Annotated in this window: 21 protein-coding genes; 12 read left to right on the top strand and 9 right to left on the bottom strand. The window is 33.8% G+C overall.

The window, feature by feature from the left end; genetic code table 11:
- Positions 1–46 precede the first annotated feature (46 nt).
- Positions 47–1,966: a DUF294 nucleotidyltransferase-like domain-containing protein gene (locus ACGLWY_RS16965; protein WP_396620866.1), complete on the top strand. Its 1,920-nt coding sequence runs from the start codon at positions 47–49 to the stop codon at positions 1,964–1,966.
- A gap of 11 nt (positions 1,967–1,977) precedes the next feature.
- Complete coding sequence (locus tag ACGLWY_RS16970) at positions 1,978–2,640, top strand: exonuclease domain-containing protein (protein WP_396620867.1); 663 nt, start codon at positions 1,978–1,980, stop codon at positions 2,638–2,640.
- 165 nt (positions 2,641–2,805) lie between these two features.
- Here the strand turns inward: ACGLWY_RS16970 and acs are convergent, their stop codons facing one another.
- The 3 genes from acs to ACGLWY_RS16985 all read right to left on the bottom strand — a co-directional run bounded on the left by acs (position 2,806) and on the right by ACGLWY_RS16985 (position 6,813).
- Complete coding sequence (gene acs, locus ACGLWY_RS16975; protein WP_396620868.1) at positions 2,806–4,713, bottom strand: acetate--CoA ligase; 1,908 nt, start codon at positions 4,711–4,713, stop codon at positions 2,806–2,808.
- 131 nt (positions 4,714–4,844) lie between these two features.
- Complete coding sequence (locus ACGLWY_RS16980; protein ID WP_396620933.1) at positions 4,845–6,539, bottom strand: sodium:solute symporter family protein; 1,695 nt, start codon at positions 6,537–6,539, stop codon at positions 4,845–4,847.
- 19 nt (positions 6,540–6,558) lie between these two features.
- The gene (locus ACGLWY_RS16985; RefSeq protein WP_117178186.1) at positions 6,559–6,813 is read right to left on the bottom strand and encodes a DUF4212 domain-containing protein; all 255 of its coding nucleotides are present in this window, start codon (positions 6,811–6,813) and stop codon (positions 6,559–6,561) included.
- Between the two features lie 552 nt (positions 6,814–7,365).
- On the opposite strand from ACGLWY_RS16985, the gene ACGLWY_RS16990 reads away from it, so the two are divergent.
- The 5 genes from ACGLWY_RS16990 to ACGLWY_RS17010 all read left to right on the top strand — a co-directional run bounded on the left by ACGLWY_RS16990 (position 7,366) and on the right by ACGLWY_RS17010 (position 11,563).
- Positions 7,366–8,454, top strand: coding sequence for a heparan-alpha-glucosaminide N-acetyltransferase domain-containing protein (locus tag ACGLWY_RS16990; protein WP_396620869.1), 1,089 nt, complete (start codon positions 7,366–7,368; stop codon positions 8,452–8,454).
- A gap of 4 nt (positions 8,455–8,458) precedes the next feature.
- Positions 8,459–8,830, top strand: coding sequence for an RNA methyltransferase (locus ACGLWY_RS16995; protein ID WP_396620870.1), 372 nt, complete (start codon positions 8,459–8,461; stop codon positions 8,828–8,830).
- A gap of 258 nt (positions 8,831–9,088) precedes the next feature.
- Positions 9,089–9,850, top strand: a complete 762-nt coding sequence (locus ACGLWY_RS17000) for an NYN domain-containing protein (protein ID WP_396620871.1) — start codon at positions 9,089–9,091, stop codon at positions 9,848–9,850.
- Positions 9,851–9,885: 35 nt separating this feature from the next.
- Positions 9,886–10,410 carry a GNAT family N-acetyltransferase gene (locus tag ACGLWY_RS17005; RefSeq protein ID WP_396620872.1) on the top strand — a complete coding sequence of 175 codons (525 nt, stop codon included), beginning with the start codon at positions 9,886–9,888 and terminating at the stop codon, positions 10,408–10,410.
- A gap of 379 nt (positions 10,411–10,789) precedes the next feature.
- A complete protein-coding gene (locus tag ACGLWY_RS17010) occupies positions 10,790–11,563 on the top strand; it encodes a TSUP family transporter (protein ID WP_396620873.1) in 774 nt (257 codons plus the stop codon).
- 305 nt (positions 11,564–11,868) lie between these two features.
- On the opposite strand, the gene ACGLWY_RS17015 is transcribed toward ACGLWY_RS17010, so the two are convergent.
- The 3 genes from ACGLWY_RS17015 to ACGLWY_RS17025 all read right to left on the bottom strand — a co-directional run bounded on the left by ACGLWY_RS17015 (position 11,869) and on the right by ACGLWY_RS17025 (position 14,734).
- The gene (locus tag ACGLWY_RS17015; RefSeq protein WP_396620874.1) at positions 11,869–12,813 is read right to left on the bottom strand and encodes a phosphoribosylaminoimidazolesuccinocarboxamide synthase; all 945 of its coding nucleotides are present in this window, start codon (positions 12,811–12,813) and stop codon (positions 11,869–11,871) included.
- Between the two features lie 118 nt (positions 12,814–12,931).
- The gene (locus tag ACGLWY_RS17020) at positions 12,932–13,450 is read right to left on the bottom strand and encodes a hypothetical protein (protein ID WP_396620875.1); all 519 of its coding nucleotides are present in this window, start codon (positions 13,448–13,450) and stop codon (positions 12,932–12,934) included.
- A 330-nt stretch (positions 13,451–13,780) separates the two neighbouring features.
- Positions 13,781–14,734, bottom strand: a complete 954-nt coding sequence (locus ACGLWY_RS17025) for a PhoH family protein (protein ID WP_396620876.1) — start codon at positions 14,732–14,734, stop codon at positions 13,781–13,783.
- A 243-nt stretch (positions 14,735–14,977) separates the two neighbouring features.
- Here ACGLWY_RS17025 and ACGLWY_RS17030 point away from each other — a divergent pair, with 243 nt between their 5' ends.
- The 5 genes from ACGLWY_RS17030 to dnaN all read left to right on the top strand — a co-directional run bounded on the left by ACGLWY_RS17030 (position 14,978) and on the right by dnaN (position 20,291).
- On the top strand, positions 14,978–15,838 hold the full coding sequence (locus ACGLWY_RS17030; RefSeq protein WP_396620877.1) for an S-adenosyl-l-methionine hydroxide adenosyltransferase family protein: 861 nt from the start codon (positions 14,978–14,980) through the stop codon (positions 15,836–15,838).
- 166 nt (positions 15,839–16,004) lie between these two features.
- Positions 16,005–16,724 (top strand): gliding motility-associated ABC transporter permease subunit GldF, encoded by a 720-nt coding sequence (gene gldF / locus ACGLWY_RS17035; protein ID WP_396620878.1) that lies wholly within the window; start codon positions 16,005–16,007, stop codon positions 16,722–16,724.
- Positions 16,721–17,215, top strand: coding sequence for a hypothetical protein (locus ACGLWY_RS17040; RefSeq protein WP_396620879.1), 495 nt, complete (start codon positions 16,721–16,723; stop codon positions 17,213–17,215). The genes gldF and ACGLWY_RS17040 overlap by 4 nt, the downstream gene beginning before the upstream one ends.
- Complete coding sequence (gene gldG / locus ACGLWY_RS17045) at positions 17,199–18,866, top strand: gliding motility-associated ABC transporter substrate-binding protein GldG (protein ID WP_396620880.1); 1,668 nt, start codon at positions 17,199–17,201, stop codon at positions 18,864–18,866. Before ACGLWY_RS17040 ends, gldG begins: the two co-directional genes overlap by 17 nt.
- 306 nt (positions 18,867–19,172) lie before the next feature.
- Positions 19,173–20,291, top strand: a complete 1,119-nt coding sequence (gene dnaN, locus ACGLWY_RS17050) for a DNA polymerase III subunit beta (RefSeq protein WP_396620881.1) — start codon at positions 19,173–19,175, stop codon at positions 20,289–20,291.
- Between the two features lie 114 nt (positions 20,292–20,405).
- Here dnaN and ACGLWY_RS17055 read toward each other — a convergent pair whose 3' ends face one another.
- The 3 genes from ACGLWY_RS17055 to ACGLWY_RS17065 all read right to left on the bottom strand — a co-directional run bounded on the left by ACGLWY_RS17055 (position 20,406) and on the right by ACGLWY_RS17065 (position 22,512).
- On the bottom strand, positions 20,406–20,744 hold the full coding sequence (locus ACGLWY_RS17055) for a DUF4870 domain-containing protein (RefSeq protein ID WP_396620882.1): 339 nt from the start codon (positions 20,742–20,744) through the stop codon (positions 20,406–20,408).
- Positions 20,745–20,997: 253 nt separating this feature from the next.
- Positions 20,998–21,465 (bottom strand): c-type cytochrome, encoded by a 468-nt coding sequence (locus tag ACGLWY_RS17060; RefSeq protein WP_396620883.1) that lies wholly within the window; start codon positions 21,463–21,465, stop codon positions 20,998–21,000.
- A 201-nt stretch (positions 21,466–21,666) separates the two neighbouring features.
- Positions 21,667–22,512, bottom strand: a complete 846-nt coding sequence (locus ACGLWY_RS17065) for a universal stress protein (RefSeq protein WP_396620884.1) — start codon at positions 22,510–22,512, stop codon at positions 21,667–21,669.
- Positions 22,513–22,710 lie beyond the last annotated feature (198 nt).

Genomic DNA, 22,710 nt, shown 5'->3' on the forward strand with positions numbered 1-22,710 from the left:
ATATACCTTTCTAACTTACTCAACCTTATAACTTTAAAAAAGACACATGAAGAACTCTATTGCAGAACGTGTTTATGATTTTTTAAAAAACTATCCCCCCTTTAATATTTTAAAAGAGGATGATTTGTTGGAAATCTCTCAACAAGTGTCTATTGTTTATTTAGAAAAAGGTGACACACTCTTTAAAAAAGGCGATGCTTTTAACGAATATTTCTACATGGTACGGAATGGTGCCATTACCTCATTTCACACCAACAATAACAACGTACAGGAAATAGTAAACATAAGTGATGCCGGTGATATTTTTGGTGTACGCCCACTTATTGCAAAAGAAAATTACAAACTTACTGCAACGGCCAACGAAGAATCCATTGTATATGCCATTCCTATAGACGCCTTTCAGTCTGTTACAAGCAATAATGCCAGTGTTTATAAATTCTTAATTACGGCATTTGCAACCAATGCATACGACCCCTATACAGCCGAAGAAACTGGTAAGATTTTTGCCGATTACATACCCAGCACGTCACAGGATGTTGTTAGTTTTCAAACAGCTAACTATACTAAAAACCCCATTACATGCGATTTTAAGTCGTCATTAAAAGATGCAGCCATAAAAATGAGTACCTATAAAATTGGCTGTATTATTGTTGTAGACGAAGACATAAAACCTGTGGGTATCATTACAAATAGCGACATAAAAAACAAAATTGCAACGGGATTATTTCCTATAGAGACGCCCGTTTCCAATATTATGAGTTCACCGGTTATCACCAATAAAAAAGATTTAACGGTAGCCGATGGTCAGTTACAAATGATTAAACATAATATTGGGCATTTGTGCATAACCAAAGACGGTACGGTAAACTCTAAGCTTATTGGCGTATTAACGCATCATGATGTTTTGGTAACTTTAGGTAACAATCCTTCGGTTATTCTAAAAGAAATAAAACGCGCCAAACGCAGCAAAAAATTAAGAACTGCCAGGCTTAAAGCCAATACACTTTTAAAAAACTATTTAGAACAGAATATTCCTATTTCGCACATTATCAAAATCATTTCCCAAATTAATGATGCCGTTACCATTCGTGCGATCGAACTGGCTATAAAAAAAATGCCTACACCGCCACCAGTAGCTTTCTCTTGGATGTCTATAGGTAGCCAAGGCAGGAAAGAGCAATTGCTCTTTACAGATCAAGATAATGCCATTGTTTTTCAGGATGTTCAGAAAGAGAACTATCCAGAAACCCAAGCTTATTTTTTAGAATTAGCCAAATTAGTCACCAAATCGTTAAACAAAATCGGATTTGAATACTGCGAAGCAGATATGATGGCGAGTAATATAGAGTGGTGTAAATCCATAACAGAATGGAAATTACAATTTGAAAACTGGATTTTAAATCCTGATGAAAAAGCCATTTTATTAGCCTCCATCTTTTTTGATTATAACTGTGTTTATGGCGATGAAACGCTGGTTGACGAGCTTTCAAACACTATTTACAAAACATTAAGTAAAACCTCGCTCTTCTTCAAGTTTTTAGGTAGAGATGCCCTTAAAAACCCACCGCCTCTTGGCTTTTTTAAACAATTTTTAGTTGAAGAAAGTGGTGAACAAAAAGACCTCTTTAATATAAAAAGTAGGGCCTTAATGCCTTTAATAGATGCTGCCAGATTACTTATTTTAAGCAACAATATAAAAGGCATTAACAATACATCTGAACGTTTTCAAAAGCTCGCCGAAATAGAACCCAACAATAAAGAACTTTACGAATCGGGTGCGTATGCCTTTAAGGCCTTATTGAAATTTAAAACAAAACAAGGTTTATTACATAATAACTCCGGAAAATTTATTGAATTGGAAACGCTTACAAAAGAAGAAAAACTAAAGTTAAGACGTTGTTTTAAACCTATTCAGGAAATTCAGGAAACCTTAAAAATGAGATTTGATTTAAAAAACTTTATGTAATATGGCAACAGATGAATTTTGATTGGTTATTTAAGAAGAAAAAAGATTATCCCGATTTTTGGAACGATTACATCGACTCTTTTAAAAAAAATAAAAATGTTCCTATTACAAACACCCGATTTGTAGCTTTTGATACCGAAACCACTGGATTCGATAAAAAAGAAGACCGCATATTATCTATTGGTGCAGTGTCTTTTGTTGGGAAAACCATTCAGGTAAACAACAGTTTGGAACTCTATTTGGACCAAGATGTTTTTAAGCCCGAAACCGTAAAAATTCATGGGTTAATGAAAACAGGTTCTCAAGAAAAAATATCGGAACTGGAAGCCATAAAAGCCTTTTTACTATACATTAAAAGCGATATTTTAGTAGCGCACCATGCTAATTTTGATAGAAACATGGTTAATGAAATGCTTTTAAGGCACGGCTTAGGTAAGCTAAAAAACAAGTTTATAGACACTGGTGTTTTATACAAAAAGTCCATTCATATTATTTATAGGCAAAAAGACAAATCGTATTCGTTAGACGATTTGGCAAAAGAACTAAACGTTCCTACTGTGGACCGCCATACTGCCACTGGTGATGCTCTAATAACTGCCCTGGTTTTCTTAAAAACCATTGCCCGATTAAATAAGCACAGACATTTAAATTGGAATCATATATTGGATAGGTAATTTTATTGATTATTGTTAAAAAAAGCAAGGTACTAACAATGAAAAACTTCCGAATTATCTTTCATCATTAATTATTCATTATTCAATTCATCAAACGTATAGAAATAATTAGGGCCTAACTTTATCAGCAAGGCCCTAATTATTAAATCGATAACACATTACGCATTACAACGCATTATCCATAATATCCTGTACCACTTCTGGATTTAACAACGTACTGGTATCACCTAAATTATTGGTGTCTTTACAAGCTATTTTGCGTAAAATACGTCGCATAATTTTACCCGAACGTGTTTTTGGTAAGCCTTGTGTAAACTGTATTTTATCTAGTTTTGCTATGGGTCCAATTTTATCGGAAATAAGTTGGTTTATTTCTTTGCGTAAATTATCATGAACCCTACTCTCACCTGTATCTTTTAATGTAACATAGCCATATAAAGCACTTCCTTTAATATCGTGCGGAAAGCCTACAATAGCAGATTCTGCTACTGCTGGGTGTTCGTTAATGGCATCTTCAATAGGTGCTGTTCCTAAATTATGTCCCGAAACGATAATAACATCATCGACCCTACCCGTAATACGGTAATAGCCAACTTCATCACGCAAGGCACCATCACCAGTAAAATATTTGCCTTCAAAAGCCGTAAAATAGGTTTCCCTGTACCGCTCATGGTTTCCCCAAATAGTACGTGCTATCGATGGCCATGGGAATTTAATACACAAACGCCCTTCTACTTGATTGCCTTTAAGCTCGTTACCATGTTCGTCCATTAATGCTGGTTGTATTCCAATAAATGGCAACGTCGCATAGGTTGGTTTTGTTGGGGTTACATACGGTATAGGCGTTATCATAATCCCTCCTGTTTCGGTTTGCCACCAAGAATCTATAATAGGGCTTTTATTTTTTCCGATAACATCGTTGTACCAATGCCATGCTTCTTCATTAATCGGTTCGCCAACACTTCCTAATACTTTTAAGGATGATAAATCGTATTGTTCTACCAATTCAACCCCTTGTTTTGCTAAAGCTCGAATAGCGGTTGGTGCGGTATAAAACTGGGTCACTTTATGTTTTTGCACAATTTGCCAAAAGCGTCCGAAATCCGGATAACTAGGCACTCCTTCAAACAAAACGGTAGTCGCACCATTTGCTAAGGGACCGTACACGATATAACTATGTCCAGTAATCCAACCAATATCGGCAGTACACCAATACACATCGTTTTCTCGGTATTGAAATGCATTTTTAAACGTATAAGCGGTGTAAACCATATAGCCTGCCGTGGTATGTACCATACCTTTTGGCTGCCCTGTTGAACCCGATGTGTATAAAATAAACAACGGATCTTCGGCATCCATTATTTCGGCTTTGCAATCTGTTGAAGCAGCGTCTAAAAGGGGCTGCAACCATAAATCACGCCCTTCTTTCATGGTAACTTCGGTATTTGTACGTTTTGCTACTAAAACTGTTTTCACACCAGGGCATTTTTCTAAAGCTTCATCTACAATGCCTTTTAAGTCGATAGATTTTGCACCACGGTACGACCCATCGGAAGTTATAATCATTTTGCAATCGCTATCGTTAATTCTTGTCGATAATGCAGTTGCTGAAAACCCTGCAAACACCACTGAATGAATAGCACCTATGCGTGCGCAAGCCAAAACTGAAATAGCAAGTTCTGGAATCATAGGCACATAAATACACACGCGGTCACCTTTTTGAACGCCTTGTGCTTTAAGTACATTGGCAAACTGATTGACGCGTTTGTGCAACTGACTATACGTAATATGTTCTGAAGGTTCATCGGGGTTATTTGGTTCGAACAAAATAGCAGTTTTATCTCCGCGGGTTGCCAAATGTCTATCAATACAGTTTTCGGTGATATTAAGTTTTGCGCCTTCAAACCATTTTACTTCAGGTTTGGTAAAATCCCAACTTAATACATGATCCCATTTTTTTCGCCAAACAAAATGTTCTTCGGCTACTTCTTCCCAAAAATTTTCGGGTTCTCTTATCGATTTTCTATAAACTTGATAGTATTCTTCTAAATGTTTTATATGGTAATTACTCATCTTTGTTTTCTGTTGATTTGTTTATGAGTTGGTTTAATTGTGTAATTGTTTAATTGTTTAATCGTTAACTATTAATCATTAATCATTAATTGTTAATTGTCAATTGTTAATTGTTAATTGTCAATTGTTAATTAATGACTTATTGCTTCACCAGCACCATTAGGTATACGAATATTTTCAACAATATCCTGTACATCCTGTGGAGGTTCTGGTGTAAATCTCATAATAACTATGGATACAATAAAATTAAGAATCATGGCTACAGTTCCAAAACCTTCAGGTGAAATTCCGAACCACCAATCGGCTTTTCCGCCACCGCCAAACCAATCGAACTTAAATTTAACCATGTAAAACAGCATAGATAAAATACCGACTACCATACCAGCAATGGCGCCTTCTTTATTCATTTTTTTATAAAAAATTCCTAAAATAATGGCTGGAAAAAAGGACGCTGCTGCCAAACCAAACGCTAAGGCAACCGTAGCTGCTACAAATCCTGGTGGATTAATTCCAAAATATCCTGCTACACAAACAGCAACTACTGCCGAAAAACGTGCAGCAATTAATTCGCCTTTTTCTGAAATGTTTGGATTGATCATTTTCTTGATTAAATCGTGTGAAACCGAAGATGAAATAACCAATAACAAGCCTGCTGCTGTTGATAAGGCTGCTGCCAAAGCACCTGCTGCTACTAAAGCAATCACCCAATCGGGTAGATTGGCAATTTCGGGGTTTGCAAGCACCATAATATCATTATCTACAACCAATTCGTTTTTTGAAACATCAGCTAAATACTGAATGTGTCCGTCGTTGTTCTTGTCATCAAATACAATTAAACCAGTGGTTTCCCATTTTTTAAACCATTCGGGTACATTTGCATAGGGTTTGTTAGACACCGTTTCGATCATATTTGCTCTTGCAAAAACAGAAACAGCCGGTGCTGTTGTATATAAAATAGCAATTAATAATAACGCCAAGCCTGCCGATTTACGGGCATCTTTTACGCGTTTAACTGTAAAAAAGCGTACAATAACATGTGGCAAACCTGCTGTACCTACCATTAATGCTAAAGTTATGGCAAACACGTCTATCATAGATTTTGAACCCTCCGTATATTCGGCAAAACCAAGCTCCGTGCTTAAACCATCTAATTTATCCAATAAATACATTCCTGAACCATCAGTCAATTTACCGCCAAATCCTAACTGTGGAATGGGGTTTCCTGTCATTTGAATAGATATAAAAATAGCGGGAATCATGAAAGCAAAAATAAGCACACAGTATTGTGCTACTTGTGTGTAGGTAATACCTTTCATACCGCCAAGTACGGCATAAAATAATACGATAAGCATCCCTATAATAACGCCTGTATTAATATCGACTTCCAAAAAACGGGAAAATACCAAGCCTACGCCTCGCATTTGTCCTGCCACATAAGTAAAGGATACTAAAAGCGCACAAATGACACCTACAGTACGTGCTGTATTGGAGTAATACCTATCCCCTATAAAATCGGGTACAGTAAACTTTCCGAATTTTCGTAAATAAGGTGCTAATAATAAAGCTAGAAGTACGTAACCGCCTGTCCATCCCATTAAATATACTGCGCCATCATATCCTGCAAAAGAAATAATCCCTGCCATGGATATAAATGATGCTGCACTCATCCAATCGGCTGCAGTTGCCATTCCATTCGCTAATGGAGAAACACCACCACCAGCTACATAAAATTCTTTGGTAGAGCCTGCTCTTGTCCAAATGGCTATTCCAATATAAAGTGTAAAAGTAATACCTACTATAATATACGTCCAATTTTGCACCCCTATAGACGCTTCTATAAATAAACTATTCATCGTAACCATATTTTTTATCAAGTTTATTCATTAGGCGAACGTACACAAATATGAGAACAACAAACACATATATAGAGCCTTGTTGTGCAAACCAAAATCCTAATTTGAAGCCTCCCATTTTTATTTGATTTAAGGTATCTTTAAATAAGATGCCTGCACCATATGATACCAAAAACCAAATGGTTAAAAGTATGAACAGGTATTTAATGTTTTCTTTCCAATAGGCTTTTGCATTGTTTTTTGTCATGTTTTGTTTTTATTTAGTTAGTTAATATTATTGAGTTTTAAGGTTAATTTATATAGTTAATTTATTTTACCAAGCTTCAATATTAAAAAGTATTTGTCAAATAAATAACTTTTTATGTTTTATTCCATCCTGTGCTTTACTGCCTATTTTTTATGTCGATGAAAGCATCTATAAATATGTTGTACTTATTAATCAATAATGATGAATGATTAACGATGAATGATTAAACGATTAAGCAATTAAACGATTCAACAAATAATCATCACTGTTAGTAAACACCATTTAGCTACCTTTTTACCTATAGGCAAAATGGGAAACAAAACAGCTAATATAATATTTACCTTTTAAATCTAATTAATTTTACCTTTTTTATCCTTAGTTGCTTATTAAGATTAATAAATAGCAACAGTTGCATTATGTATTATATCAGATTTTCAAAAGATTACTTTATTTATTAAGAATATCTTAATATAATTACATAAATATATTATCTAAGCTTTACTGAATTATAATTTTTAGAAGTATATTTACCCTTAAAAACTAAATTTAGGATTGCATACTAACCGCTTATATTTTATTGATGCCGTTCGAGCATTTGCTATTTTAATGATGCTCCAAGGGCATTTTATAGATACGCTATTAGATCCTCTTTACAGAAATCCTATTTATACAGCCTATAATGTTTGGTCCTACTTTAGGGGTATTACAGCTCCTGTGTTTTTTACCATTTCGGGATTGGTTTTTACTTATTTATTGCTGCGGGCAAACGCAAAAGGTGACGATAGAAAACGAATAAAAAAAGGAATATTTAGAGGATTTTTACTGTTACTTATTGGCTATAGTTTACGTGTTAATTTGATAAGCTGGTTTACGGGGTATTTTAGTCCGTATTTTTTGGTTATAGATGTCCTGCAATGTATTGGTTTGTCACTTATACTATTGGTTTTCCTGTATTCCATATTTAAAAACCATAGCTATATATTTTCCATAGTCCTTTTTGGCATTGGCTGTGCTTGCTTTTTATCGGAGCCGCTGTATAGAGATTTGGTTATCGATGACGTTCCTCTTTTTTTTGCAAATTACATGACTAAAGTTAATGGCTCGGTATTTACTATTTTGCCATGGTTCGGTTATTCGGCATTTGGGGCGTTTTTATCTACCGTATTCTTTAGGCATGCGCATCGTAATCGGTTTAAACAATTTACCATTATAACATTTTTTATAGTTGGTTTTTTATTGATTTTTTATTCTACAGATTTTCTATTCTATCTGCATAAAGTCACAGAATATGAATTGTTATATAGAAGTGCCAGTTTTAACTATTTATTTATTAGAATGGGTAATGTTTTGGTGCTTTTTGGCTTGTTTTATACGTTGGAACGTTATTTAAAACAATCTATAATTTCTAGAATAGGTGAAAAAACCTTATCTATGTATGTGATACATTTCATTATTCTTTACGGGAGTTTTACCGGCTATGGTTTAAAACGTTTCTTCAACCAATCTTTAAATCCTTGGGAAGCTATTTTTGGTGCTGCCCTATTTGTTATTGTAGTTTGTCTTATCTCGTTTTACTACGCACGCACCAATCACTTTGTTTATGATTTAGCCAGAAGGTTTATGAGTTTATTTAAAAGATAATACGATGGCTTACGATGCATTTTTAGCCGATAGAATTCGCCAGCAACTTAAAGAAAAACACATTCTTTTTGAAGAACTAAACATGATGGGTGGTTTGTGTTTTAAAGTGGATAATAAAATGCTTTGCGGTATTCATTTCGATAAAAAATTTGGCGATAATTTACTCATGGCACGCATTGGAGAAGCTGTTTATGAAGCCGAACTTGAAAAACCAAACTGCCTACCAATGGATTTTACAGGGCGGCCCATGAAAGGTTATATTTTTGTAACTCCCGAAGGTTTTGATGCTGATGATGATTTATCGTATTGGCTCGATGTATGCTTAGCTTTTAACCCATTGGCTAAGGCGAGCAAACCTAAAAAGAAAACAAAATAAACTCCTTTTTTGGTTTATAAAACTTAACTTCGCTATTCTGTGGGTTACTTGCATAGAACTCATTTAAGCTTTTTCATTGAAGCGAAAATTAGTCATTTTAGCTCGGTTGAAGGCTTTTTTGAGTTGCATAGCAAGGCTACGGAAGGAAGAAAAGACTAAAAGCGAGTGCAAAAGGACAATTTTTAGCCAATTGAGAAAAGTTTAAACGAGTTCGTAACACACTTTTGCATACTCACTATTGAATACTACAAAAATACCATGGACACAAATATAAATTTAGCAGTACTTATTGATGGCGATAATATCCCATCGGCACACGTAAAAGAAATGATGGAAGAAATCGCCAAATATGGCAATCCAACCATTAAACGTATTTATGGAGACTGGACCAAGCCCAACCTATCAAAATGGAAAAACCTTTTACTTGAAAACGCCATAACACCTATACAGCAATACGGTTACACCACCGGAAAAAATGCCACCGATTCTGCCATGATTATTGATGCCATGGATGTACTGTATTCGGGGAAAGTAAATGGTTTTTGTCTGGTGTCGAGTGATAGTGATTTTACACGATTGGCTGTCAGATTACGGGAAGCCGGTATGCAAGTCATTGGTATTGGCGAAAAGAAAACCCCAAATCCGTTTATTGTGGCTTGCGATAAATTTATTTATGTTGAAATATTAAAGAATAAAGCCGACAGACAAGATAAAGATATTGATGCCGTTAAAGACAGCGTTGATAAAATAACCCAAAAAGATATTGAATTGATTAAAACCACTATTTTGGATGTGTCGGATGATGATGGTTGGGCTTTTCTTGGCGATGTTGGTAGTCTACTACAAAAAAAGCAGCCCAATTTCGATTCCAGAAATTTTGGTTTTGAAAAGCTGACACCTTTAATAAAATCGATTGATATTTTTGAGTTGGAGCAACGTGAAAACCCTAAAAGTCGCCATAAACTCATTTTTGTGCGTATTAAATCGAAGCAAGTTGGTGTTAAAAAGAAACGACGCTAAAGGTTTAGTGATTCTCAAAATACCTGGTTACAAAAATGACTTTTAGTGCTGTTAAAATAGAAAAAGTCCACGTTTCGGAATTAAACCATCTATTTAATATTAGTAGACAAACATTCTATGATACATTTAATGCACAAAACACTGCGTCGGATATTAAAAAATTTCTTAACGACAGTTTTAGCGATGCACAATTAACCAAAGAGTTTAATACGCCAAATTCTCAATTCTACTTTGCCAAAATAAACAACGACATTGTAGGGTATTTAAAATTAAATTTTGGTGAAGCTCAAACAGAACTACAAGATAACCAAAGCCTTGAAATAGAACGCATATATGTACTACATGCTTTTCAAGGAAAGAAAATTGGACAAGCTTTTTTTGAAGAAACTTTAAAAATAGCCAAAGAAAAAAACTTAAAATATGTGTGGTTGGGCGTTTGGGAAAAGAACTTTAAAGCTATTCAGTTTTATACTAAAAATGGGTTCATTATTTTTGATAAGCACGTTTTTGTATTGGGAAGTGATATACAAACCGATATTATGATGAAACTTTTGTTATAATTTAAAAGGACTCAATTTTGATTCTATAATTTTGCTTTTTACAAAAATTCAGATTATTATTTATAAATAATAAAGTGTGGTTCTGAAATATATTTAGAATGTTTTTTTGTTGAAAACTTCTATATGTAAATATAACATATTGGTTTTGTAGTATTAAAAAATTAACTTCGCTTATCGTTTGATATAGATCATTAGAATGACTTCATTGCTTGTGCCATTGTAACCAAAAAGGCAGATATTTTCGCCAATCAAGGTTTTTGTGAAATGATGCATGGAAGTAGAACGGATTGGACCATGTTACTTGATTGTATTTTTTTATTAATTAAAAGCGGTGGTTACTGGTCGGTTGATAATGAACTGAATAATCCAAAAAAATTAAATGGAAATAGTAGTTATACCATTAGTAGCATTTTTCGTTGCCATTCTTACATTCTTTTCGGGTTTCGGACTTGGAACAATCCTGACACCTGTTTTTATGATTTTCTTTCCTGTTGAATTAGCAATCGCCCTAACAGGAGTCGTTCATTTCTTCAATAATATTTTCAAACTATTTTTGGTGGGGCGTAATGCAAACAAAGACGTGTTGTTGCGTTTTGGCATTCCTGCCGTAGTTGCCGCTATTGCTGGTTCTTGGGTTTTATTAAATATAACCGACCTGCAACCATTGTTCGCCTATGATGCATATGGAAAGCACTTTGAAGTTTACCCTGTAAAATTTATCATTTCCATTTTGCTTATTATATTCGCAAGCATAGATCTTATTCCATACTTCAATAATTTACAATTCGGTAAGGACAAATTACCCATTGGTGGCGCGTTAAGTGGTTTTTTTGGTGGACTTTCAGGTAATCAAGGCGCTTTACGAAGTGCGTTTTTAATAAAAGCAGGCCTTTCAAAAGAAGCATTTATAGGAACGGCGGTTGTGGTTTCAACTTTTGTGGACTTTACCCGATTGAGCGTTTATGCAACAAGGTTTACAAAAACAGGACTGACCGACAACTTGACTTTGGTAATTTGTGCAACACTAGCGGGAATTGCTGGATCATTTTTAGGTAATAAACTTTTGAAAAAAGTCACATTACACTTTTTACAAGTGACGGTTGCAATCATGCTGATAATGATTTCACTTGCTTTAGGTGCAGGACTCATATGATAGGAATACAACAAATAGAAAAAAAGAAAGGCAGTAGCCAATACATGAATCTGGAACAGATCCAAAAGGACAAACACTCAAAATATTAGCCAAGTCTTTGGATGTACCTGAAAATAAATTGGCTTCTTCCCTAAAAACCTTCATTATACCTGGAGATTATAGATCAAAGATTATATGCTTAGGTCGAACTCACCTTAACTTATAATCCAGAATATTATTTGATAAAACATCAAGTAATGGCTAAAGAAGCACAAAAAAAAGACCCCACTTCGTAAGGTCTTTTCAATAGTTTAGCTTCTTAAATGTTATTTCAAATACGCCAAAACATTATTCTCAATACGTTTTTGTATATTGCTTACATCACCTTTTACAAAGGTTTCACCTGTAATGTTTTCGTAAAGTTCGATATAGCGTTCGCTAACGGTTTCAATATACGCATCGCTCATAACAGGTACGGTTTGCCCTTTTAAACCTTGAAAGTTATTGGCTATAAGCCATTGGCGTACAAACTCTTTACTTAATTGTTTTTGGGGTTCGTTATTGGCTTGTCTTTCTTCATAGCCATCAGCATAAAAATAACGTGAGGAGTCTGGGGTATGTATTTCATCAATCAATACTATTTTACCATCTTTGGTTTTACCGAATTCGTATTTGGTATCTACCAAAATCAAGCCTCGGCTTGCCGCTATTTCTGTCCCTCTTTGAAATAATTTACGGGTATAATCTTCTAAAACCGCATAATCTGCCTCACTTACAATACCACGCTTTAAAATATCTTCTCTTGAAATATCTTCATCATGATCGCCCATTTCTGCTTTGGTTGCAGGTGTTATAATAGGTTCTGGAAACTTATCGTTTTCTTTCATCCCTTCTGGCATGGCTACACCACAAAGCATGCGTTTTCCTGCTTTATACTCACGTGCTGCATGCCCACTCATATACCCACGAATTACCATTTCAACTTTAAAAGGCTCACACAAATGTCCTACTGCAACATTGGGGTCTGGTGTTGCTGTTAACCAATTTGGAACTAAATCCTCTGTCGCCGCCATCATTTTGGTGGCTATTTGGTTTAATATTTGTCCTTTATACGGAATCCCTTTTGGCATCACCACATCGAATGCCGATAATCTGTCGGTTGCAATCATTACCAATTGCTCGTTGTTGATGTTATAAACTTCTCTAACTTTTCCGTGGTAAACAGATTTTTGTCCTGGAAAATTGAAATTGGTACTTGTGATTGTATTCATTAACAGTCGTGTGTTGTTTGTTTTGCAAATGTAATTTGTTTAATGATGCCAAACAATAAGTAAATAAAAAAAGGAGACATATACATGCTCCTTTTTCTGTATTCTTTATTATATAAAATTATTTAAATCGGATATTATAAGTAACACCTACACCAACGTTTTGTAAATCGACATCATTTTCCGCAAATGTGTTTTGATAAAAAGCATATATATTCCAATCATGATTATGATAACCAATTTGAGGGTTTACATATAAGCCCCCCTCATTATTATCAATATTGGTTAAAAAACCATATCCTACATCCATTCCCAAAAACAGGCCATTAGGTGTAAAATAATAACGGGCAAACCCAGCTACAGGAACGACTCCAAAATCTTCAACACCTTCTTTTCCAAAATAATGGCTATAGCCAGATGCGACACCAATGGCAAAATTAGGATTGAATAAATATTGTCCTCTAATATCTAAACCTAAATTAAATGACGATACATCGCCTGCATCGCCTACTGGAACGCCAGCAGTTAAGCCTGCTTTAAACCAAGAATTATTTGGTGTGATATCTATTTCAGTTTCTTGTGCAAAAATTGAAGTTGATCCTATTAATCCGATTCCGATAATTAAAAATAATTTTTTCATAATGTTCTTTTTAAATGTTTGTACCGCAAATCTCGACAACATAAGCAAAAAACTAGTTACAAGATTTCTATAGAATATTATAGAATTAAAAGATAAGCCAGCAACCATAACACCTAACTAATTGATTATAGGCTATGAAGATGTCCTAATAGAAAGAGGCTAAAAAATCCTTTAAATTTAATTTGTCAGGTTGGTTATTGAAACCGATAAGGTTTACTATAGGCTTTCAACAAATAATACCCACTGGTCATTAGGCACTAGGTATTAGGCATTAGGCATTAGGCAAATCAACAAATCCACGAATAAACAAATAAACAATAGTACATTTAATTAATCTACGTGCTCGATGCTTTTATAGGCTTCAATAACCTTTTTAACCAAACGGTGACGAATCACATCTTTATCGTCTAAAAATATCATCCCCACCCCTTCTACATTTTTCAATATCAACAGGGCTTCTTTAAGACCAGAAATGGTACGTCGTGGCAAATCTATTTGCCCCGGGTCACCAGTTAATAAAAATTTGGCATTTTTACCCATACGGGTTAGAAACATTTTCATTTGGTTGTGTGTGGTATTTTGTCCTTCATCTAAAATCACAAAAGCATTATCGAGTGTACGCCCGCGCATAAACGCTAATGGCGCAATTTGTATGGTACCGTTCTCAATATACATTGCCAGTTTTTCGGCAGGTATCATATCACGTAACGCATCATATAAAGGCTGCATGTAAGGGTCTAATTTTTCTTTTAAATCGCCCGGTAAAAACCCAAGGTTCTCCCCTGCTTCAACTGCTGGACGGGTTAAAATAATACGTTTCACCTCTTTATTCTTAAGCGCTTGTACCGCTAAAGCAACGCCTGTATAGGTTTTGCCGGTTCCTGCAGGTCCTATGGCAAATACCATATCATTGGCACGCATGCTTTCTACCAGTTTACGTTGGTTAGCCGTTTGTGCTTTAATAAGCTTACCTCCAACACCGTGTACCAAAACTTCACCGCTTGAATCGGACGTAGAATAATCGTCACTGCTTTGGCTTGTTAGCACACGCTCTATAACATTTTCATCAAGCTTATTGTATTTAGTAAAATGATTCAAAAGCATTTTCATACGGCGGTCGAATTCTTCTAATAATTCGTCATCACCAAAGGCTTTGATCTTATTACCTCTTGCTACAATTTTAAGCTTAGGAAAATACTTTTTAAGAAGTTCAATATTGATGTTTTGTGCTCCAAAAAATTCTTTTGGAGTGATTTCTTCAAGTTCGATGATAATTTCGTTCAAAGGCGTAGAATTTGTTTAAAATTTCCTCTAAGATTACTGATAATATTGTTTACTCAGACGAAATGATTTATTAGTTTTATTCAGTTTTATTTTTTGATAAATAAGTGTCATGAACCTATATTTTTAATGTTAAACATAAAAATGAAAACAAAAAATTTATGTAGGTTTGTTACATATCTGTTAAAGCTCAAAAATACACAAATTTGAGTGTACTAACATTAAAAACATATCAACAATTTGCCAATGGCGATAATAACATTAACTACTGATTTCGGAGAAAAAGATCACTTTGCAGGCGCAACAAAAGGTGCTATTTACAGTGAATTACCCGATGTTAAAATTGTTGATATCTCACATTCTGTGTCTCCTTTTAATATTTTAGAGGCTGGTTATATCATTCAAAATGCTTACAACAGTTTCCCGAAAGGCACGATACATATTATAGGTATAGATTCTGAAATTAATGAAGAAAACAAACATATTGCCTTAAAACTAGACGACCACTACTTTATTTGTGCCAATAATGGGATCATGAGCATGATTTGTTCTGAAATTGCACCCGAAAAAATTGTTGAAATCAATATCCACGATAAAATACAAACCAGTTTTCCGGTACTGGACGTTTTTGTAAAAGTGGCTTGCCACATTGCACGTGGTGGTACCCTAGAAGTTATTGGCAAAACCATACCGGGAATTAAACCTACAAAACATATTACCCCATTTGTGAATGATGATAAAACCCAAATTATTGGCAGCGTTATTTATGTTGATAATTATGGTAACGTGGTAACAAATATTAAGCGTCCATTTTTTGAAAGTATACAAAAAGGAAGGTCTTTTGAAGTTTCTGCAAGAAATAATAAGTTTAAAAAAATACATAATCGCTATAGTGATATTGTGAATTTTGAAATTCCTGAAGAAAAAAGACATGATGAAGGCAGAGGTTTGGTGGTTTTTAATTCGGGTGGCTTTTTAGAAATTGCCGTTTATAAAAGTAATAGTGCCACAGTGGGCAGTGCTTCCACTTTAATGGGACTGGGCTTGATGGATGCTATTAGCGTTAGTTTTAGTACCGAATCAATGCTTCCAAAAAGTTTAGAATAATTACTGAATAATAAATGTTTATAAGAATTGTTAAACTGAGATTTCTTAGTAATTTTGAAACGAATTTGTTGAATAGCTTTAGACAATAGACAATAGACAATAGACAATAGACAATAGACAATAGACAAAACTCACACTTTTAACTTTTAACTTTTAACTAAATTAAATGTTTGCCATACTTAAAAAAGAAATAAACACATTTTTCACATCACCCATTGGCTATTTGGTTATTGGTTTCTTTTTATTGCTTAATGGTTTATTCTTATGGTTCTTTAAAGGTGAAAACAATATATTAGATTATGGGTTTGCCGATTTATCATCGTTCTTCCTACTAGCACCCTGGATATTAATTTTCCTCATTCCCGCGGTAACCATGCGTAGTTTTTCAGATGAAAAAAAACAAGGTACTTTAGAACTTTTACTCACCAAACCCATTACGCATTTAAACATTGTTCTAGGTAAATATTTTGGCGCGTTCGTTTTAATTTTAATTGCCCTTTTACCAACTTTATTATATGTTTACACAATTTACCAATTAGGAAACCCTATTGGCAATTTAGATTTTGGGAGTACTTTAGGTTCTTATTTTGGCTTGTTATTTTTAATTGCTGCTTATACCGCTATTGGTGTATTCGCTTCTACCTTATCAGACAATCAAATAGTGGCTTTTATAACATCTGTCGCTATTTGCTTTATGTTTTATATTGGTTTTGAAAGTGTTGCCGACTTCACTTCCAGTAATTTTATAGAACAATTAGGCATGAATGCCCACTACAAAAGCATCAGCCGAGGCGTCATAGACACCCGAGACATCATCTATTTTTCGAGCATTACAGTATTTTTTATAATGCTAACGAAACTGAATATTAATAAAGAAGAAAAATGATTTTAACACCGCTGTTCATTATTTTTTTAATAGTCGTTTTCTTGTTAGTTTGGGCATTTACCAATACTATAGACAAACGTAAATGGTTAAGTTTTTTAATAAGCATTGTATTAACTCCCATTGTTTATTTTTATGTGTTTTATCCGCTTATAAACATTTTTAGTAGCTACCATCATGAAAAGCATTTTGATGCCGAAGCTTGGACAGACAAACCTGCTTTACGTTACGAAATGAGTAATGAAATGACCAAGCTGCAAATGTTTAAAGGAAAGACCAAAAGCGAAGTAAAAGCTATTCTGGGAAGCAGCGAATGGTATGGTTGGGATGATAGTATTAAAGCCAATTCACCTAACAAATGGAACTACAATTTAGGCTATAAACCTGGAGCTTTTAACCTAACTCAAGAGTGTTTGGAGTTGGAATTCAAAAACAATAAAGTTGAAAGTATTAAACAATACCAATTAGAAACAAAGTTTGAAGAAGCGCCTTAAACATATAGCCATATTATTAATTGCTCTAATAGCCATTAACTACATAAGTAGTTTGGCTTTTAAGCGTTTTGATTTAACCGAAGACAAACGCTATACCTTAAGCGAGGCAACAATTAACATTATTAAAAACGTAGGTTCACCTATCGAAATAGATGTATTTTTAAGTGGTGAAGATTTTCCTTCGGAATTTAGACGCCTTCAAAATGAAACGAAGCAATTGCTTGAAGAGTTTTCGTCAGAAAATAATAACATCATTTTCAATTTTATTAATCCATTGGAAGATGACACTACCCGCGAACGCCATATTCAGCAATTAACAGACAGGGGGTTAACACCGATGCAATTAAGTGTTCAAGAAAACGGAAAAGCATCACAAGCCATTATTTTTCCCTGGGCTTTGGCTAGTTATAATGGTAAAACGGTTATTATTTCACTTGTAAAAAACAAAATAGGTGCTTCGCAACAGGATCTGGTAACCAACTCGGTACAACATTTAGAATATGCCTTTGCCGATGGGTTTAGCAAATTAACAAACCCAAAACATAAAAGCATAGCTTTCCTAATAGGAAATGGTGAATTAAAAGGAAGATATACAGAAAGTTTCAGGAGAATTTTATCTGAATACTACAAAATTGCTCCATTCACTCTTGATAGTGTCGCAGAAAATCCAGAAAGAACTCTAAAACAACTAGACGCTTTCGATTTAATAATATCTGCAAAACCTACCGAAGCCTTTACCGAAGAAGAAAAACTAGTATTAGACCAATATACCATGAATGGCGGTAAAAGCTTATGGCTTATTGATGCAGTTGCTATGGAAAAAGACAGTCTTTACAATGATAGAGGCAAAAACTTTGCTACCAGCAGGGATTTAAATGTCACCGATTTCTTTTTTAAATACGGCGTGAGAATCAATCCTGTTATCGTAAGCACGCTTTACTCTGCTCCTATTACATTGGCTATGGGAGAAGGCAGTGAGTCGCAGTTTCAGCACCTGCGTTGGCCATATGCGCCTTTAGCTTCAACTAATGATAACCATCCCATAGTTAACAATCTAAACTTAGTGAAGTTTGATTTTGCAAATCAAATAGACACGCTTAAAAATAACATTAAAAAAACCATTTTATTGGAAAGTGCCCCTTTAACAAAACTTGAAGGCACCCCTAGAGAAATTAGTTTGGAAATTGTGACGCAAAACCCAGATCCAGCAACGTTCAATAAAGGAAACCAAACCTTAGCCGTTTTGTTGGAAGGTGAATTCACGTCGGTTTACGCCAATCGAATAAAGCCTTTTGAACTTCAAAAAGAAATAAACAAAAGCGTTCCTACAAAAATGATTGTTATTGCCGATGGCGATGTTATAAAAAACGATGTTTTTAAGAATGTCCCTCAAGAATTAGGATTTGATAGATGGACGGGACAAACCTATGGCAACAAAGAATTTTTACTGAATGCAGTTAATTATTTACTGGATGACAACGGACTTATAAACATTCGTTCGAAAGAAATAACCGTTGAATTTTTAAATCAGGAAAAAATTGCTGACGAAAAAACCAAATGGCAAATTATAAACATTTTACTTCCGCTACTGCTATTAGGGACTTTTGGAATGCTTTTCAATTATTTCAGAAGAAAAAAATATGCCAACTAGCTCATGGATTTTGCACTAAAGTTTCCCACATACCCAGCAATAAATGTTAATAAGTTTGTTTCCAATATTAATAGGTAAAGAATATATTTGTAAGTAGTATAACTAAAACTTAATCTAAGTTCTTTTTTAGATGAAACACCTCTGTTTTACAACACTTTTTTAAAGTAGACAAATAGAAACCATAAAGCATCTAACTTAAAAAAAATTAAAACTAACGCATGAAACGAGCATGTTCAAAATTTCATTTTCTAAGGAAATGATTAATAGCGAACTGCATGTGTCCTTTAAAAAAATAAATATTAACACATGAAATTTATAGTATCAAGTACCTATTTATTAAAACAATTACAGGTTTTAGGAGGTGTTATTAATAGTTCGAACACCTTACCTATTTTAGATAATTTCTTATTTGAATTAGATAATTCAACGTTAACGGTTTCAGGAAGCGACTTAGAAACCACTATGGCATCTTCACTAGAAGTAGAAAGCGATAGTAAAGGTAGTGTTGCTATTCCTGCGCGTTTACTATTAGATACTTTAAAAACATTTCCAGAGCAACCATTAACTTTTGTTGTTGAAGATAACAATACGGTCGAAATTAGCTCTAATCATGGTAAATACGCCTTAGCCTATGCTGATGGAAAAGAATTCCCTAAAGCCGTTTCACTTGAAGACCCAAGTAAAACAGTAGTTATTGGCGATATATTGGCAACGGCTATTAGTAAAACTATTTTTGCTGCAGGAAACGACGATTTACGCCCAGTAATGAGTGGTGTATTTTTTCAATTCTCAACACAAGGCTTAACTTTTGTTGCAACCGATGCACACAAATTAGTAAAATACACACGTGAAGATGTAAAAGCAAATCAAGTAGCGGAATTTATAATGCCTAAAAAACCTTTGAATTTATTGAAAGGCATTTTAGCTGGTAGTGAAAATGAAGTTACTATTGAATATAACGATTCGAATGCAAAATTCACTTTTGAGAATTCAGAACTGATTTGCCGTTTAATTGATGGTAAATACCCTAATTACGAAGCGGTAATTCCTAAAGAAAACCCTAATAAATTAGTAATTGACAGAACACAGTTTTTAAATTCGGTGCGTCGTGTTAGTATTTTCTCGAACAAAACAACCCACCAAATACGCTTAAAAATTGCTGGAGCTGAACTTAACATTTCTGCAGAAGACATCGACTATAGCAACAAAGCCGAAGAACGTTTAACTTGCGATTACCAAGGGGATGACATGCAAATTGGTTTTAACTCTCGTTTTTTAACAGAGATGTTGAACAATCTGAGTTCTACCGATGTACAATTAGAGATGAGTATGCCCAATAGAGCTGGTATTTTAACACCTATTGATGGTTTGGATGATGGTGAGCAAGTAACTATGCTCGTTATGCCTGTAATGCTGAATAGTTAATTTTGTCATTCCCTCGAATGAGGAATCTTATATATTCAAAGCAAAAAAGAGGCTATCAAATAATTATTTGATGGCCTTTTAAATTTAGCTTTAAACCTACCCTTACAGGAATTACTAACTAATAAAAGTAAAAGATAAAGGGTATTTTGGTATTTCGCCATTACTTGTCTTTATGGCATTTATTATAGGGAATACAATAGAAATAATACCCAATACAATAAAACCTAAAATACCTAAACCAAGTAGTAAAATCAATGGGATGCATATTATAAAATACACTATTAAACTTAACTGAAAATTTACAATGTTTTTACCGTGTGCATCCATTTGATACACTTTGTCTTTTTGGGTAAGCCAAATTATTAACGGTATTAACAAACTACCAAAGCCTGTTACTAACGTAACCAACTGGCTTAAATGGGTAACTACTAAAAGTTGATTGTCTTCTCTCATGATGGTTATTTTTTTGATTGATGTTTATATGACGAAAAAACAAAAAAAATGTTACATAATTTAGAGTAGGATTTATTGAACTCGTTTAAACTTTTTTGATTGAAGTGAAAATTAGTCATTTTGTGCTCGGTTGAAGGCTTTTTTGAGTTGCATAGCTGAGCTACGGAAGGAAAAAAGGCAAAAAAGCGAGTGCTAAAGGACAATTTTTTAACCAATTATAAAAAGTTTAAACGAGTTCATTAATGAAAATGATTTATTGCATCCCTTTCATTCCCTTACCCATATTTTGATTCATATGTTCTTGAAACCATTCTGGTTCTTCAATGTCATTATCAAAAATATAATCAGCTATTTGTTCAATATCATTTTCCGAGTATGGCAATTTTTGCATCACACCAAAACGTTTTACAGCTCCAAACATTTTGGCTTCTTTTTCGCTAGGGTTTTTAATCCATTTTTGAATATCGTTTATAAACTCATCCTTAGAAGTGTCTTTAAAAATATAGCGTGTTTTAATAGCTATCATAGGTGGGCCAAGTCGCTTTTCTTCCGGCGTTTTTGCATCATGACAAGCGTAACAATACATTTCCATAAGTTTTTTTCCTGGATGCGGGTCTGCTTTTTTTCCATAAGAATTCGCAGTATTCATGTTGTTTGTATATCTATTATCCTTACAACCAATCATACTGAAAAGAAGCAATCCAATTAATAAATATTTCATATGTAAATATTATTTGTTTATTTGTTTATTCTGAATTCTGAATATGGTATCGCTTTATTTTCATAGGTGCTTGGGTTTCCAAATCATGGCGATTTCATATGTAAGTATTTATTGTTTTAATTTGCTCAGATGAAACACCCTAAATAATCCTCCTTGTGTATGTGACTACCATTCTCATGAGGGTTCATCTGTTTCTAATAATTAATTTTGACTATTTTTCATTACCAAAAAAGGAATATCAATATCATACGCCATATTTTCAAAAGCATGCTTGTTAAATAAACGCTCAAAAAAAGTGTATTTATTTACGGTCATGGCAATCATTTTAATAGCATTTGTTATTGCAAATTCATGTACTGCCTTATATATATCATTATCGTTTACTTCTAAATATTTAAAAATGGGGTATCTAAAATTCGATTTAAAAAAATCAATACCGCTATTAAGTTCATCAGAATAAGCGTTATCACAAATCACATGTAAAACATACAATTTACTATAGTTTAAAGATATAATATCTGATAACAAATTAAAATCGTCCTTTCTATATAGCTTTTCAAAACTAGTTGTAAACGCTATTTTTTCTAAACCCGAAAATTTACAATTATCTGGTATTGCCAAAATAGGGACATTACTTCGTTTAATTGCATGAACCGTATTGCTTCCAAAAAACACTTTTTTTATACCCGATGCCCCTTTGGTTCCCATAATTACTAAATCTATTTTATATTTTTCTGAAACCTGATTGATGGAATCTACAAAATTATCATAATCTACAATAGTTTTAAACTCATGCTTTTCATTATTATATCGTGCTTTTATTTTTGTTATAATATTGGTGATTGATTTTTTTGCAGCATCTACAATGGTATTATAAATTGTTGCCGAAGCATTGGCAACCATAATATCATCTGAAATAAAAAAAGATGTCTTTTGCACATTAAGAATATAAAAAATACATGGTACATCCTTATACAATTCCATAGCGTAATTTATAGCGTTTATTGAATTTTTAGAAAAGTCTGTTGGTAACAATATAGCTTTCATCTGTCGATATTTATTGTTTTAATTAGTCAGATGGAACACCCTGAATTATCATCCTCATGCATGTGAATGCCATTCTCATGGGTGTTTCATGTATATTTTTATTAGTATTTAAGATGACATACTTCAATTATTTTCTAATTTGTCAAAGTGTTTCGTTTATCCAACTTTATAAAGTTAACATTATACAATACCTTAATA

It is taken from the genome of Mariniflexile sp. HMF6888, from assembly GCF_044335535.1.
Classification (GTDB): Bacteria; Bacteroidota; Bacteroidia; order Flavobacteriales; family Flavobacteriaceae; genus Mariniflexile.